This is a genomic window from Acinetobacter baretiae (assembly GCF_015627105.1).
Lineage (GTDB): Bacteria > Pseudomonadota > Gammaproteobacteria > Pseudomonadales > Moraxellaceae > Acinetobacter > Acinetobacter baretiae.
Window position 1 is genome coordinate 1 of sequence record NZ_VTDM01000034.1, and the last position, 15,071, is coordinate 15,071.

The 15,071-nt window shown below is 35.8% G+C and carries 15 protein-coding genes; 8 read left to right on the top strand and 7 right to left on the bottom strand.

Annotated elements, in window-relative coordinates; translation table 11 throughout:
* Nucleotides 1–405 precede the first annotated feature (405 nt).
* Nucleotides 406–963, bottom strand: coding sequence for a peptidylprolyl isomerase (locus I2F17_RS11205; protein ID WP_211140003.1), 558 nt, complete (start codon nt 961–963; stop codon nt 406–408).
* 155 nt (nt 964–1,118) lie between these two features.
* Between I2F17_RS11205 and I2F17_RS11210 the strand changes: the two genes are divergently transcribed.
* The 6 genes from I2F17_RS11210 (at nt 1,119) to I2F17_RS11235 (ending at nt 7,408) form a co-directional block, all read left to right on the top strand.
* A complete protein-coding gene (locus I2F17_RS11210; protein WP_211140004.1) occupies nt 1,119–2,228 on the top strand; it encodes an S-(hydroxymethyl)glutathione dehydrogenase/class III alcohol dehydrogenase in 1,110 nt (369 codons plus the stop codon).
* Nucleotides 2,229–2,325: 97 nt separating this feature from the next.
* Nucleotides 2,326–3,690, top strand: coding sequence for a UDP-N-acetylmuramate:L-alanyl-gamma-D-glutamyl-meso-diaminopimelate ligase (gene mpl, locus I2F17_RS11215; RefSeq protein WP_196423687.1), 1,365 nt, complete (start codon nt 2,326–2,328; stop codon nt 3,688–3,690).
* A gap of 280 nt (nt 3,691–3,970) precedes the next feature.
* Nucleotides 3,971–4,942 carry a TerC family protein gene (locus tag I2F17_RS11220; RefSeq protein WP_196423690.1) on the top strand — a complete coding sequence of 324 codons (972 nt, stop codon included), beginning with the start codon at nt 3,971–3,973 and terminating at the stop codon, nt 4,940–4,942.
* Between the two features lie 121 nt (nt 4,943–5,063).
* The gene (gene guaD / locus I2F17_RS11225) at nt 5,064–6,374 is read left to right on the top strand and encodes a guanine deaminase (RefSeq protein WP_407926568.1); all 1,311 of its coding nucleotides are present in this window, start codon (nt 5,064–5,066) and stop codon (nt 6,372–6,374) included.
* Nucleotides 6,375–6,502: 128 nt separating this feature from the next.
* Entirely contained in the window at nt 6,503–7,033 is a 531-nt protein-coding gene (gene hpt / locus I2F17_RS11230) for a hypoxanthine phosphoribosyltransferase (protein ID WP_196423685.1), read from the top strand.
* 123 nt (nt 7,034–7,156) lie between these two features.
* A complete protein-coding gene (locus I2F17_RS11235) occupies nt 7,157–7,408 on the top strand; it encodes a GlsB/YeaQ/YmgE family stress response membrane protein (RefSeq protein WP_196423684.1) in 252 nt (83 codons plus the stop codon).
* Nucleotides 7,409–7,417: 9 nt separating this feature from the next.
* Here the strand turns inward: I2F17_RS11235 and I2F17_RS11240 are convergent, their stop codons facing one another.
* From I2F17_RS11240 to I2F17_RS11250, 3 genes are all read right to left on the bottom strand, one after another.
* Nucleotides 7,418–8,113 carry a DsbC family protein gene (locus I2F17_RS11240; RefSeq protein WP_196423683.1) on the bottom strand — a complete coding sequence of 232 codons (696 nt, stop codon included), beginning with the start codon at nt 8,111–8,113 and terminating at the stop codon, nt 7,418–7,420.
* Between the two features lie 192 nt (nt 8,114–8,305).
* Nucleotides 8,306–8,515 carry a cold-shock protein gene (locus tag I2F17_RS11245; protein ID WP_196423682.1) on the bottom strand — a complete coding sequence of 70 codons (210 nt, stop codon included), beginning with the start codon at nt 8,513–8,515 and terminating at the stop codon, nt 8,306–8,308.
* A gap of 144 nt (nt 8,516–8,659) precedes the next feature.
* Nucleotides 8,660–8,890, bottom strand: coding sequence for a transposase (locus I2F17_RS11250; RefSeq protein ID WP_196423681.1), 231 nt, complete (start codon nt 8,888–8,890; stop codon nt 8,660–8,662).
* A gap of 958 nt (nt 8,891–9,848) precedes the next feature.
* Here I2F17_RS11250 and I2F17_RS11255 point away from each other — a divergent pair.
* Together I2F17_RS11255 and I2F17_RS11260 are read left to right on the top strand one after the other, a co-directional pair.
* Nucleotides 9,849–10,334 (top strand): BLUF domain-containing protein, encoded by a 486-nt coding sequence (locus tag I2F17_RS11255; protein WP_196423680.1) that lies wholly within the window; start codon nt 9,849–9,851, stop codon nt 10,332–10,334.
* A gap of 100 nt (nt 10,335–10,434) precedes the next feature.
* Nucleotides 10,435–10,674 (top strand): hypothetical protein, encoded by a 240-nt coding sequence (locus I2F17_RS11260; RefSeq protein WP_196423679.1) that lies wholly within the window; start codon nt 10,435–10,437, stop codon nt 10,672–10,674.
* A 790-nt stretch (nt 10,675–11,464) separates the two neighbouring features.
* Here I2F17_RS11260 and mnmE read toward each other — a convergent pair.
* The 3 genes from mnmE to yidD all read right to left on the bottom strand — a co-directional run bounded on the left by mnmE (nt 11,465) and on the right by yidD (nt 15,001).
* Entirely contained in the window at nt 11,465–12,820 is a 1,356-nt protein-coding gene (gene mnmE, locus I2F17_RS11265; protein ID WP_196423667.1) for a tRNA uridine-5-carboxymethylaminomethyl(34) synthesis GTPase MnmE, read from the bottom strand.
* A gap of 97 nt (nt 12,821–12,917) precedes the next feature.
* Nucleotides 12,918–14,675 (bottom strand): membrane protein insertase YidC, encoded by a 1,758-nt coding sequence (gene yidC / locus I2F17_RS11270; protein WP_211140005.1) that lies wholly within the window; start codon nt 14,673–14,675, stop codon nt 12,918–12,920.
* Between the two features lie 2 nt (nt 14,676–14,677).
* Nucleotides 14,678–15,001: a membrane protein insertion efficiency factor YidD gene (gene yidD, locus I2F17_RS11275; RefSeq protein ID WP_196423665.1), complete on the bottom strand. Its 324-nt coding sequence runs from the start codon at nt 14,999–15,001 to the stop codon at nt 14,678–14,680.
* Between the last annotated feature and the right edge of the window lie 70 nt (nt 15,002–15,071).

The following is a 15,071-nucleotide window of genomic DNA, read 5'->3' on the forward strand; positions in this document are numbered from 1 at the left end:
TCATAGTTGCTTATGGCAACCAATCAGACTCACTAAAATCACTAGCAAATTAATATTCGCTCTCAAATAAATCTTCGAGTAAATTTCTACTAGTCATTTCAATGATATGTATTTCATATCAGTGATAACTCAGTAAAAATCCACACAAGTTGTTCTTCAATTCTATTAATGATCTTCTAACTGATTCGTCATCAGTAAGTCCCAAATACTTGTTTTACGTTGTGCTTTAAGCACTTCACTCAACTCATATTGCGTTGGAATGATGTGCATTATAGGTGAATATTTTTATTACGCAAGCGTATTTATTATTTTTTTCATTGAACGTATTTTTTTTATACTATAAAACGCATTAAATTAATTTAAGTTATTGTTTTTTATTAAAATATAAAACAATAACTTTTTTATTTAATTTGGTTTATTTTTTTGAATAGTCATTTTTTCTATTATTATCGGCTGTACAGGCAAATTTTGTTGCATACCATATACAGTTGTTTTGACATGAGAGATTTGATCGACAATTTGCATTCCTTGAATGACCTTACCAAATACAGCATACCCATCATTGTAAGGTGTTTGATCAAGGCTCGTATTGTTTTGTGTATTGATAAAAAATTGTGCTGTGGCTGAGTTTGGATTGCTCGTTCTTGCCATAGCAATACTGCCTCTTATATTTTTCAGACCATTAGACGCTTCATTTTTGATGGGCTGATCTGTTTCTTTTTGTTGTAAGTTTTGATCAAAACCACCTGCTTGTATCATAAAATCTGGAATGACTCGATGAAATAGAGTTCCATTATAATGTTCTTTTTTAACATATTTTAAAAAGTTTTTTGTTGTAATTGGTGCCTGTTGATCATACAGTTCTATACTAATTTTCCCTAAATTTGTTTCTATATTGACATAGGTATCTGCAAAAGTAGCCGTATTCATTAACAATCCTGCAAGTACAATATATTTTTTCATGTTGTTCATCTGTAGTCTGTCGATTTCTTTATTTTACGCAACTTTTAAGATGATGCGTTATTTTTTGTGTTTGAGCTGATGCTTATGATGTTTTGTATGAGATCCATATGGTATGTTTTGCTTTAAATATTTAATTTAATGATATGGAATTACCTATGAAATCACGTGCTGCTGTGGCTTTTGGGCCTGGACAACCGCTAAAAATTGTAGAAGTGGATGTTGCACCTCCTCAAAAGGGTGAAGTGTTAATTCAAATTACTCACACGGGTGTATGTCATACTGATGCATTTACTTTATCAGGCGATGATCCAGAAGGTGTTTTTCCTGCTATTTTGGGGCATGAAGGTGCTGGTATCGTGGTACAAGTTGGAGAAGGTGTCACGAGTGTTGAGGTGGGTGATCATGTCATTCCTTTATATACAGCTGAATGTAAAACATGCTTATTTTGCTTATCTGGAAAAACAAATTTATGTACTGCTGTACGGGCAACACAAGGTAAAGGTGTAATGCCCAATGGGACCACGCGTTTTTCTTACGAAGGGGAGCCAATCTATCATTATATGGGATGTTCAACGTTTAGTGAGTACACTGTAGTTGCTGAAGTGTCTTTGGCTAAAATTAACCCTGAGGCAAATCCTGAACAAGTGTGTTTATTAGGCTGTGGCGTAACTACAGGTCTTGGGGCTGTACACAATACAGCGAAAGTACAAGAAGGGGATAGTGTTGCGGTTTTTGGTTTAGGTGGAATTGGTCTTGCAGTTGTTCAAGGTGCAAAACAGGCTAAAGCAGGAAAAATTATTGCCGTAGATACAAATCCTGAAAAATTTAAATTGGCACAAGAGTTTGGTGCCACAGATTGTTTAAATCCAAAATCGTTTGATCGCCCGATTCAAGAGATTATTGTGGAAATGACAGGGTGGGGCGTCGACCATTCATTTGAATGCATTGGTAATGTAAACGTGATGCGTTCAGCACTTGAATGTGCTCATCGTGGCTGGGGACAATCTGTGATTATTGGTGTTGCTGGCGCTGGACAAGAAATTTCAACACGTCCGTTTCAGCTGGTCACTGGACGTTCTTGGAAAGGCAGTGCTTTTGGTGGAGTCAAAGGACGTTCTCAATTGCCTAAAATGGTAGAAGACGCCATGCAAGGTAAAATTAATTTAGAACCTTTTGTCACACACACGATGCCTTTAGAAAAAATCAATGAAGCATTTGATTTAATGCATGATGGTGCATCGATTCGTAGTGTCATTCATTATTAATCGTTATGTCGTGTTGGATGTTTAACCTTAAAGCACACGATCGTTCATTAAAAGTTGTATTTTATCGTCATTAGAAAAGATTTGGAGTAAGAACATTATGCATCTGCATATTTTGGGTATTTGTGGCACATTTATGGGGTCTTTAGCATTGTTGGCAAGAGACCTTGGCCACAAGGTCACTGGTTCTGATCTGAATGTCTATCCACCGATGTCAACACAGCTAGAACGTGCAGGCATTGAATTAATGCAAGGTTACGATCGGGAGCACTTAAAGCCTCACCCAGATGTCGTGATTGTCGGTAATGCCATGAAACGTGGGATTGATGCAATTGAATACATGTTAGATGTAGGATTGCCTTATATTTCAGGACCACAATTTTTAGCAGATCATATTTTACAAGGCAAACACGTACTTGGTGTAGCAGGTACACATGGTAAAACAACCACAACAACGATGTTGGCTTGGGTTTTAGAACAAGCAGGCTTGAACCCAGGCTTTTTAATTGGTGGTGTACCTCTTGGTTTTAAAGAAAGTGCTCGCTTAGGGGGTGGGCAATATTTTGTGGTAGAGGCCGATGAATATGACTCAGCATTTTTTGATAAACGTTCTAAATTTGTCCATTACCACCCTAAGACTGCAATTTTAAATAACCTAGAATTTGACCATGCTGATATTTTTGATGATCTTGCGGCGATTCAAAAACAATTTCATCATTTAGTACGCACTATTCCAAGCCAAGGGAAAATCATTGCTCCTATTACAGAACATCATATTGATGAGGTTTTAGCTCAGGGCTGTTGGACACCTGTACAACGTACAGCCTTACATAAAGATCATACTGTTTATTTATCTGCTGAATTAATATCTGCTGATGGCCAGCATTTTGAAGTTTTTGAATATGGCGAAAAGGTTTCAGAGGTTAAATGGAACATGACCGGACAGCATAGCGTTGCAAATGCTTTAGCAACGATTGCTGCAGCTGTACATGTTGGTATCTCTATTACCGATGCATGTACTGCATTATCATGTTTTGGTGGTGTAAAACGGCGTATGGAACTTTTGAGTACTGTACGTGGAATAGAAGTGTATGATGATTTTGCACATCACCCAACAGCCATTGAAACCACTTTAGATGGCGCAAGAAAACGTTTAGGCGATCGTAGATTATGGGCGATTATTGAACCTCGATCAAATACCATGCGAATGGGAAGCCATAAAACAAATTTAACCTATTCTACACGCCAAGCAAATGAAGTGATTTGGTACCAACCTGAAGGTTTGGATTGGGACTTGCATGATGTGGTTGATGCAGCCACAAATCATGCTCAAGTGTGTTGCTCTCTCACTCAAATCGTTGATTACGTATGTCAAAATGCACAGGTGGGTGATGCAATAGTTGTGATGTCTAATGGTGGATTTGGAGGTTTACATGATCAGTTACTTCGTGCTTTAGCAGATTAATATTGATTTTTGAAATGGCTTCTGTCATCATAATTTGCATTGGATAGTATTTATCCAAACAAAATTCGTTTGACAAGGGGAGTAGCCTCCTCCAAGCCTAGGTGTTACACATGGGCGTCAGGTATCGTCATTACGCTTTGCTTGCAAAGTCGGTACCTGAGCATTGCGGTATTTTTCTGTAATGTAGGCAAGACCTTGATCATGTTGTTACAGAAGATTCAATTATCATCTGGCAACTGGTCAAGGTTTTTTTATGACCAATGCTAGATGGGGAGATCATATGGACTCTATCGGCAATATTTGGCTGTACGTGGTATTTTTCGGCATTGTAACTGTTATGTTACTTGTTGATTTTTTAGGATTCAAACAAAAAGAACACGTAGAAGGTAGTCAAGAACCTGTACCTCTAAAACAAGCTGCTTATTGGAGCATCGCTTGGGTAAGTGTTGCCATGTTATTTGCAGGTGGTTTGTGGGTATATTTAAAACAAACCATGGGCGTAGAAATTGCTAATCAAAAAACATTGGAATACGTCACAGGATATTTATTAGAAAAATCATTGGCCATTGATAATGTCTTTGTTTGGCTTATGATTTTTTCAGCTTTTGCAATTCCACCTGCGTTGCAACGCCGTGTGTTGTTATATGGTGTACTTGGTGCAATTATTCTCAGAACGATCTTTATCTTCTTAGGTGCATGGTTGATTCAAGAATTTTCGTGGATTTTATATATCTTTGGTGCGTTCTTAATCTATACAGGCTTTAAATTTTTAAAAGGCCAAGATGATGATCCAAATATTGAAGATATGGCACTATTGAAATGGTTACGTAAACATGTACCCATTACACCAACATTAAAAGGCTCTTCTTTTACTGTACGTGAACAAGGGAAATTATTTTTTACTCCACTGCTTGTCGTGCTTATTTTGGTTGAGTTTTCTGATGTTATTTTTGCCGTAGATTCAATTCCTGCGATTTTTGCAGTCACTAAAGATCCATTTATTGTATTGAGTGCAAACTTAATGGCTATTTTGGGCTTAAGAGCAATGTTCTTTTTACTCTCTGGTGCCGCAGAAAAAATGCGTTATCTTCCTTATGGCTTAGGCATCATTTTATTATTCATCGGATTTAAAATGTTAATGCTTGATGTATTTCATATGCCAATTTGGATTTCTTTAAGCTTTATTGCCTTAGTATTGACGGTTACTGCTGTATTATCATTAAGACATGATAAACAACAAAAACATCAATAACATTTATTCGCAAAATATCATTTTAAGGCATGTTCAATCACATGCCTTAATCATTTCTACCTCTAGATAAAATACGCTACAATCAATCGAAAAAATGAAATTATAGGTCATTATTATGTCTATGCACTCTGCAGACACTCGTGCGGTTCGTGGCCGTTTTTTAGATATTACACAGCCTGTTTCACAACCAGAAAACATTGCCTCTAATATTCGTTATATTGAAGATGGTTTATTACTATGTACAGCAGGAAAAATTACGTGGTTTGGTGCGTGGAATGATGTAAACCCTGAATTACTCGAGGGGATAACAGTAACACATTATCCCGATCAACTCATTACCCCTGGATTTATTGATACTCATATTCACTACCCTCAAACTGAAATGATGGGAGCCTATGGAGAACAGTTACTCAATTGGCTTAATCAATATACTTTTCCAACAGAGATTAAATTTAAAGATCAGGCATATGCACATGAGATTGCAGACTTTTTTGTAAATGAACTCATTAAAAACGGCACCACTACTGCATTAGTATTCTGTACGGTACATCCTGAATCGGTTGATGCTCTTTTTGAAGTCGCTGAAACTAAGAATATGCGTTTGATTGCAGGTAAAGTCATGATGGATCGTCATGCACCTGAAGAGTTATGCGATACAGCCATCTCCAGCTATGAAGAATCGAAACAGTTAATTGAAAAGTGGCATGAACGTGGTCGTGCACTATATGCCATTACACCGCGTTTTGCTCCTACATCGAGTCATGAACAACTTCACTTAGCAGGACAATTAAAACAAGAATTTCCCACCGTTTATGTACATACACATTTAAGTGAAAATAGAGATGAAATTGCTTGGGTCAAATCACTGTTTCCAAATCACACAGGGTATTTAGATGTGTATCATCAATATGGTCTGACAGGTGAACGCTCTGTCTTTGCGCATTGTGTACATTTAGATGAGCATGAATGGCAGTGCATGCATGATACTGACTCTGCAATTGCTTTTTGTCCAACTTCAAATTTATTTTTAGGGAGTGGTTTATTTCCATTATCTAAAGCATGGCAACATGGTGTTAAAGTCGGTTTGGGAACTGATGTTGGAGCAGGTACTTCTTTTTCTCAACTACAAACACTTGGTGAGGCTTATAAAGTGCAACAACTACAAGGACAACAACTTTCAGCATATGAAGCTTTCTATCATGCAACACTTGGAGGAGCAAAGTCTTTGCACTTAGATCATTGTTTAGGGAATTTTAATGTAGGTAAAGAGGCAGATTTTATTGTTATTGACCTTAAAGCCACACCTTTACAACAATTGCGACAACGCCGTGCGACCAACATAGAAGAGTCTTTATTTGCTTTATTTACTTTGGGTGATGATCGTAATATTGTCGCCACCTATATTCATGGTGAAAACGTATATACAGCATAAGCTGTACCTGTCACCTATGGGTGATTTTGAATCTACAGATGCATCATCAATGATTTTGTTTTAAACTATAGCTGACTTTTAGGTGTTGCAAAGCAACGCCTTTTTTATTCGTACATAGGGTTTATTTAATGACTGTTCAAATGAACGTGATGATTTCTGCTGATGATATTCAAGAGAAAGTAAAACAGCTTGGAGCAGCAATCAACCAATTTTATGCCAACAGCAACAAAGAGCTTGTCTTGATTGGCCTATTGCGTGGTTCAGTAATATTTATGGCGGATCTATGCCGTGCCATCGAAAAACCACATGAATTAGATTTTATGACGGTCTCAAGTTATGGCGGTACGAGCACAGTATCTACCCGTGATGTTAAAATTTTAAAAGACTTAGACGGTGATATTGAAGGTAAAGATGTCATTATCGTTGAAGATATCATTGACTCTGGTAGAACACTAAGTAAAGTGTTGCAAATGTTAAAAACTCGCAACCCTCATTCAATTGAACTCTGTACTTTAGTCAGTAAACCATCACGACGTGAAATTCCGTTAGATGTACGCTTTTTAGGTTTTGAAGTAGAAGACCGCTTTATTGTTGGTTACGGCTTAGACTATGATCAAAAATATCGCCATCTACCATTTATTGGTGAAATCGGTTTATAATTTGGCTATATAATCGCCAATATAGCACAAAAATAATACAGACTGTCGCAAAGTGTGCATAGTCTGTAAATTTTGCTTTGCTATTATACAAGATAATTAGAAAAACGAACTTGGAGTCAACCTATGTGGCACATTATTGTAACTGTATTAATTGGTTTTTTTGCAGGACTGATTGCTCGAGCATTACATCCTGGTGAAGACAAAGCAGGTTTCTTTGTGACCGCTGGTTTAGGTATTTTAGGTTCTGTTGTTGCAACCTATGCAGGACGTTTCTTGAATATTTATGGTGAACAATCTTCAGCAGGTTTCATTGCTTCTGTAGTAGGTGCAATTTTAGTACTTGTGGCATATAACTTTTTTACTAAAGAAAACTAAGCCCAGTACTTACAACCCGTGCTCGCTCCAAACACTTTGTATTTGGGTCGATGAAAGTAATCCGATATTATATTGTCCATTGGCAAAGATAATCACAGGTGTACCACTAAAACCCAACTTTTTCCCTAATTCTAAATTATTTTGAACGGGGTTAGAGCAACGAGAGGATGCAGTAGGGTTTATGCCTTGTTGCATGAGTCTTTGCCACGCATAAGACGCATTAGGGCTACACCATACTTGCTGTGTGAGCTTGATCGACTCAGGTCTGAGCGGATAAAGAAAAACATAAATCGTTACGTCATTTAAGCGATTGATTTCGAGCTCAAGCTGTTGACAATAAGGACAGTGAGGATCTGAAAAGACTGCAATCTTATGCTGTCCAGAACCTTTTACAATACGTACAGCATCTTGTAAGGGCAATGCCGACCAAAGGCTTGGTTTGTTTTGTTCTGATGCCTCTTGAGTGAGATTTTTTTGGTCTTTCAGTCTAAAAAGCGTACCTGTGAGTAAATACTCCCCACTTTCATCGAGATAAACCTTTTGGTTATCTAATTTAGCGCTATACAAATGTTCAATAGGTGTATTTTCAATGTCTGTAAACGACAATTTTGGATAGTTTGAAGTTATTTTTTGTTTTAAGCTTTGTACATCTGCATGAATGATTTGACACAACAAAGCAATAACACATAAAAATATTCGGTGCATAACAGCAACTACACATATAAAGAGTCTTAAAGATACTGTAAATATAATACAAGCTGTGTAAAAAAATATATGACTTTTACAAATCCTTTGGTTTTTTATCTGCTGTAGTCCACCAGTATTTTTCAATATTCATTCATTAAAAAAGCCTATCCACAATAGTGAATAGGCTAGAGGTACAAGCTAAAAAAGATATTAAAGTGGACGAATATCTTCAGCTTGTAAACCTTTTTGGCCTTTAGTAACAGTAAACTGTACATGTTGACCTTCAGTTAGGCTTTTGAAACCTTCTGATTTAATGTTTTTGAAATGAGCAAATACGTCTTGACCATCTTCTGCTTGAATGAATCCAAAGCCTTTAGTGTCATTAAACCATTTAACAACGCCGTTTTGTACATTTGACATGTGTATGTCCTCTTCCTAGTAAATACTAGAATATTGAACTCTCAAATTAGACGTAGAACTTTAGATTAAATACTGCGCAATAATTATAATGAAGAAACAAAATTCTAGTGGGTATAAATATAGCCTTAAGGCTATATTCGTAAATTAAATTAATCTATACATTTGATTGAACGCAGTATAAAAACTATTTCCATCTAAATTAAAGTCTATTTCTCGACCAGATTCTAGAAGAATCTTTTGGCCAACTTCTACTTGCATAAAGCCTGTAGAAGTATTTTGTCGCTTTTGATGGGGGATAATCTTTACATTAATTTCATCGCCATTCATTGCGATCGCTATACGGTTTACAATTTTTTTCAATTTATACCAATTCATGCACATTTTAAGGAGTATGCTATTTTTTCGTAATCGTTAAATACTGTCTAAAAGTTGCCAATTTAAAAAACAAATACGTGCGTTCGGATTGAATAACCATACGGTTGTGTATTCAATGGAAACTACTGTATAGGTTTAATCCCATAAAAGCAATCAACTTTACATAAAGCTCTGCAGAGTTGTGTGGTATTTTTTACATGTTCAGCAAAAAGTCAATTTTAAACCAATGTCAGTGATTCATCTGAAGACAATATGTAATAAATTTATTTAGACCAAAAACTCAGTAGCTTTTAAACATGTTCAATATATGTGATTTCATCTATTTTTGTCTGAAAAAATCTAGTTTCACCTGTTAGTTTTGAGAGAAGATATTAAAATGTTGTCTAAGAGGCACTCGTTATTTTTAAATTAAAAATGCATGGTATCATTTTCTAATAGTAGGAGATTGTATATATGGTATTCAATCTGATAAATGAGGAATCAATACTACTTTTTTTACTATATTTTTTATTTCCCAACCTCTATTCATCTAAAACCTTTCAACCAATATTGTGCTCAATTTAAACATTAATATTGTCTCAAATCGTAGACTCTCTGCGTTGAGTAGCTCAATTGATCAGTAATCAGCCATTGAATTATTGTATCAAAATATTTCAAAATTGATTTTACTTAAATATCTCACTCCTTGTTTGAAACAAAATAATTATTTATAACATTCATAAAGATAAATTCTAAAATAGCCATTAAAAATTAAAATTAAAAAAACAATTGCTTTTAAAAAGTTATAACTAGGTCTCATAATTGCATAAAAATATAATTTAATGGCGCTAAAAAAACATTTATTTGTTTGAAAAACCGCATTAGATCTATCATCATAGAAACCATAAAATATATGTATCCCATTAGATTTTTTAATGTGCTGAAAATCCAAATAAAAATATGATTATAGGTAATGCGTATGTTAGTCCAATTATGTTATACGAGTCAGAGAGAAGAATCGAATGACCTTCTGTCAGATTTAAGCCAAATTCTTACCTCTGCTATGCGCTTTAATCAAGCACACAATGTCTGTGGGGTTTTGTATTATGCAAATAACTCTTTTTTTCAATGCTTAGAAGGTAAAAAAGAAACTGTAGAAAAAGTATTTGAACGAATAAAAAATGACCCAAGACACAAAGAGCTGCGGCTTATTTCAAAAAAAGAAATTTTTGAAGTCAGTTTTACAAAATGGTCGATGAAATACGTACAAAAAAATAAGGCTGTTGATTTATTTTTTAAACAAAGAAATTTTAATAGCTTTCAACCCAATGCCCTTACAGAAGATGATTATTATGGGTTGGTGCAATGCCTTATTAATGCAGAAAATACTATCGTACAAGATACTGATGCTCAAGAAAGTACAAATAAAGGATACAAACGTGGCTATGTTAGTTATATATCATGATGCTTGAGCTATTAGACCGTCTACTTTTACAGAAGAATGGTATAGGTCACGGGTATTTCAGCGATCATATTCACTCACTTTAATTTTGGAGGTTAGAGACATGCTTACTGCTCTCATCACCTTAAAAGCTAAAGATGAAAGCCATATGCTCTATTTTGAAAGAGTTCAAGAAAATGGGGTAAATCATCATTATTCGATTTGGATCAATCGTAATAATTCGGAAATTGTCAATCCGACACTTTACCCCATCTTTAACAAAATAAGTAAAAATGAAACAGTCGTACTTGATTATGTGGAATATAAAGTTACAGAAGTCAGCCAACTCATTGCCCAATATTGACTCTGTCATAAAAATCATTATATAAATATATTTTCAAGATTTATAATTGAGATTCATATTTTTTATTTAATGTTCATTTTTAGACAGTTAGATCAATTTTTATTCTTAAAACATATTCAAAGATAATAAAATAAATGATCTTTTTAAAATATCTTAATATCTAGTTTTACTTAGAATATATCAGATATATGTATATTTAATATTTCTTAAACATCACTATTTTTATTAAATGTAAGAATTTTAAATGGTTTATTTAATATGATTGAAGTGAAATAATCTTCATGATATTCAACAAAAAATAATACTCTTATATAAACATGTCATGAGTGCATATTTATAAAATAGAGTACATATAACATACGCGTAAAAGCTACCAAATATATGTAGTTAAGCCTTCAGCTTTATGAATGGTATACATCATTAAAAGGTTTCACTCTATTATTTTTAATATCAATTAATTGAGCTACTCAATGGAAGTTTGAATCGCTCAATCTACCAGAATTCAGGTATTTTACACCTTTCACCCCATAAATAGATGTACGATAAAATACTCCAATGCACGTAATTTCAAAGGGTACATATTTTGATGATTGGGATGGCATCTTGTTATGCTATCCCAATCATCAATAGATATTTCTTTTAAACAGCATCATAAAATCATGCTTTAACTTTATATTTTGCACAAATTCAAGATTATTAAATTTAGCAAATATCTATTGTTCTTCTAAAAATGCTTCATTTAAAATCTAGATAGATGATCGATTTTATTCAGGATTTTGAGTGATTTTTTTCATTTTCCAATACAAAATGATCCAAAAATTTTACCTAATAAATCATCAGCACTAAAGTCACCCGTGATTTCACCCAAGGCATTTTGTGCCAAACGTAAAGACTCCGCAACCAATTCACCCGCAGCATAATCTGTTAACTGTTCATGAGCATCTATTAAATGCTCTTGTGTACGTCTCATTGCGTCTAGATGCCGTGTTCTGGCAATAAAGCTATCTTCCTCAGGCTGAAATCCTGCATGGGTTGTCATCACATTAATCAAGACATCAATACCCGTCTGTTGCTTTGCAGAAATGATCACATGCCGATAACCATGATGCTCGGTGAGTGCAACTGTTTGGTTTGCAAGATCTGCTTTATTACCAACTAAAACAAGACGTTTTGGTGTTTGATCATTTTCAAAATAATGTTTTGCAAGTTCAAATGGATCATCATCGCTTTGCAAGTCATAGACCAATAACAGTAAGTCTGCTTGATTAATCTCTTGCACTGCTCGACGAATACCTTCTTTTTCCACAAGGTCTACGGTTTCTCGCAAGCCCGCTGTATCTATTAATGTAATAGGTAGACCATTTAAAACAATTTTTTCATGTAAAACATCTCGCGTTGTTCCTGCAATGTCTGTAACAATTGCACGATCGTGACCAGCTAAAGCATTAAGTAAACTCGATTTACCCGCATTGGGTTTTCCTGCAATCACTACATGTAAGCCTTCACGCAGTAATTGACCTTGTTTTGCTGAACGTTGTACTGCTGTAACTGCAGTTTTTACACCTTCTAATAAATTTAATATTTTACCATCTGCTAAAAAATCAATTTCTTCTTCTGGAAAGTCTATAGCAGCTTCGACATGTAATCGAACGTGAATTAATTGTTCTAATACCTGATTTATTTTTTCTGAGAATGTACCTTGTAATGATCGAATGGCTGATCGAGCTGCTGCTTGTGATGTTGCATCAATCAAATCTGCAATTGCTTCAGCTTGAACTAAATCCATTTTACCATTTTCAAAAGCACGCATAGAAAACTCACCCGCTTTGGCTGAGCTAGCACCAAGTTCTAATACGCGTTGCAATAGAGCATTTTGTACAACAGGACCACCATGTCCTTGTAATTCAACAACGTCCTCACCAGTAAATGAGTGGGGAAGGGCAAAACAAATGAGTAAACCCTCATCTAAAACATGGCCTTGAGCATCGTAAAATTTACGAAAACCTGCCATACGATGAGCAGGTAAAGACTGTTGTGATATTTTTTCAGCAATATGATAGGCCTTGGGTCCAGATAATCGAATCACTCCAACTCCACCACGCCCAGGAGGGGTAGCAATTGCAGCAATTGTCGTTTGATGGTTCATAACTATTTTCAGCCTTTCACATATTTAATCGCAAAAAATCCGCCTAAGCATACCATGCTTAAGCGGATTTCTTCAGCGAAACTCGCCCTAGAAAATACTAATTTTCTATGGCTTTTTCACGTTGCTTTTCTACACTTTTTGCAATAAACCATTGCTGTAGAATCGTAATACTGTTGTTAACAATCCAGTACAGTACAAGACCTGCTGGGAAGAACAACATAAATACGGTAAAGATGATCGGCATTAAACGGAAAACTTTTGCCTGCATTGGATCATTGGGTTGTGGGTTCAGCGTTTGCTGAACATACATCGTTACACCCATAATCAGTGGCAAAATAAACCAAGGGTCCATTGCTGATAAATCTTGAATCCACGCTAACCATGGCGCATGGCGTAGTTCAACACTTTCCATCAATACCCAATACAATGCTAAAAAGATCGGCATTTGTAAGAATAATGGCAAACATCCTGCAAGTGGGTTCACCCCCTCACGTTTATACAAGGCCATCATTTCTTGAGAAAATCTCATGCGATCTTCGCCAAATTCTTCTTTCATCCGTTGCATTTCAGGTGCAATCGCACGCATTTTTGCCATAGAGCGATAGCTTTTTGCAGATAGTGGCCACAAAATCATTTTCACCACGACTGTGAGCAAGATGATTGACCAACCCCAATTACCAACAAACTTATGGAAAGTTTCTAGACCTAAAAACAATAGTTTCGCAATTGGCCATAACCAACCATAATCTACAGTTTGGTTCAAACCTGCCGCTAAATCTTTGAGTTCAGATTGAATTTTTGGTCCTGAATAGAATGTAGCATTGACCTCCATAGATGTACCAACAGGTACATTAATAACAGGAGAGGTAAAGCCAATAATATTCATTTGGTCTGAAGATTTACGAGACTGTAAGTCTGCAGTGTATGGTTTTCCTTCAGCTTGAGTTAACTTTAAAGTACCAGGAATCCATGCACTGACAAAATAATGTTGTACGATTGCAACCCAGCCACCTTCAGCATTTTGATTCAGTTTTTCATCATTAAAATTACTAAACTTTAACTTATTATAATGCTCACTTGGTGTGCCCCATGCTCCACCTAGATAAGTTCCTAATTGGAAAATACCTTGGCTTGTTTTACCAGGATCAACAGACTCATCACGTTTAATTTGTCCAAAGAATTGCCCTTGCCAATTTTGTTGGCTACGGTTGATTACCTTGTAGTCTACTAAAATTGGGTATTGACCTTGGGTAAACGTGTAAGTTTTCACGATTTCAACACCATTTGGTGTTTTATAAACCATAGGTACGGTCAGAACTTGTGAAACTTTACCATTCGCTAATGGATTAGCTTTCATATCAGTCAGTGAATAACTGTCTTTTTCCACTTCAAACTGTGGACGTCCAGTAGCATTACTGTCTGGTCCATTCACACCAATCAATCCAGACTGTGCAACATATGTACGGTTTTTATCACTTTCTAACATGACAAAAGGTTGATCGCTCCCTTTTGCAGAATCATGATTTAATAATTCAAGACGTACAATATCTCCGCCTTTTGGATTAATCCATAAGCGATAAACATCTGTTTGTACAGTGATTAATTTTTGGCTATTCACTGCTTTATTTTCAGCCGCAGGCTGAGCAGTTGCATTTGTTGCTTGTGGCACATCTGTTGTTACAGTTGCCGTATTTTGGCTATTTGGCAAATCGGCGGACACATCATTAGAAACAACAGCTGCCGTATTTGGTGATGCTGTGTTTGTATGACCATAGTCTTTTTGCCAAGCCAAAACGAGTAGATATGCGGTGACTAACATTGCCCCGATAATCGCAAACCTCGCCCATTGTTGCATAGCTATGACCCCAAGTGGTTAAAGTAGAGTTGATACATAAAATGCTCACGAAAGGGTACGACAACGTGATGCACTTGACAATGAATTTGCTGAAACGAAATATAACCAATAAAGGCAAATGGTACAGGATCATAGCCACTGCCTCCCCAAGGATGACAACGGCAAATCCTCTGAATTGAAAGTTTAGTACCACGTAAAACACCATGGCGTGCTAACGCTTCGATTGCATATTGAGAACAAGTAGGAATAAAACGACATCTAGGTCCAATAAGTGGACTAATTACGATCTGATAAAAACGAATGAGCCAATGTAAAATTCGTACCATTGGTGACTCTACTTTGAAGGGGAAGCAATTGAATCTTGTCGCTTCTTTGCTAAGCGTTGTAATTTATACC

Bases quoted from the DNA above. Each gene is read 5' to 3' on its own strand.
- I2F17_RS11220 (WP_196423690.1), top strand. From the start codon at position 3,971: ATGGACTCTATCGGCAATATTTGGCTGTACGTGGTATTTTTCGGCATT.
- guaD (WP_407926568.1), top strand. From the start codon at position 5,064: ATGCACTCTGCAGACACTCGTGCGGTTCGTGGCCGTTTTTTAGATATT.
- yidC (WP_211140005.1), bottom strand. From the start codon at position 14,675: ATGCAACAATGGGCGAGGTTTGCGATTATCGGGGCAATGTTAGTCACC.
- hpt (WP_196423685.1), top strand. From the start codon at position 6,503: ATGACTGTTCAAATGAACGTGATGATTTCTGCTGATGATATTCAAGAG.
- yidD (WP_196423665.1), bottom strand. From the start codon at position 15,001: ATGGTACGAATTTTACATTGGCTCATTCGTTTTTATCAGATCGTAATT.
- mnmE (WP_196423667.1), bottom strand. From the start codon at position 12,820: ATGAACCATCAAACGACAATTGCTGCAATTGCTACCCCTCCTGGGCGT.
- mpl (WP_196423687.1), top strand. From the start codon at position 2,326: ATGCATCTGCATATTTTGGGTATTTGTGGCACATTTATGGGGTCTTTA.
- I2F17_RS11255 (WP_196423680.1), top strand. From the start codon at position 9,849: ATGTTAGTCCAATTATGTTATACGAGTCAGAGAGAAGAATCGAATGAC.
- I2F17_RS11250 (WP_196423681.1), bottom strand. From the start codon at position 8,890: ATGAATTGGTATAAATTGAAAAAAATTGTAAACCGTATAGCGATCGCA.
- I2F17_RS11205 (WP_211140003.1), bottom strand. From the start codon at position 963: ATGAAAAAATATATTGTACTTGCAGGATTGTTAATGAATACGGCTACT.
- I2F17_RS11210 (WP_211140004.1), top strand. From the start codon at position 1,119: ATGAAATCACGTGCTGCTGTGGCTTTTGGGCCTGGACAACCGCTAAAA.
- I2F17_RS11260 (WP_196423679.1), top strand. From the start codon at position 10,435: ATGCTTACTGCTCTCATCACCTTAAAAGCTAAAGATGAAAGCCATATG.
- I2F17_RS11245 (WP_196423682.1), bottom strand. From the start codon at position 8,515: ATGTCAAATGTACAAAACGGCGTTGTTAAATGGTTTAATGACACTAAA.
- I2F17_RS11240 (WP_196423683.1), bottom strand. From the start codon at position 8,113: ATGCACCGAATATTTTTATGTGTTATTGCTTTGTTGTGTCAAATCATT.
- I2F17_RS11235 (WP_196423684.1), top strand. From the start codon at position 7,157: ATGTGGCACATTATTGTAACTGTATTAATTGGTTTTTTTGCAGGACTG.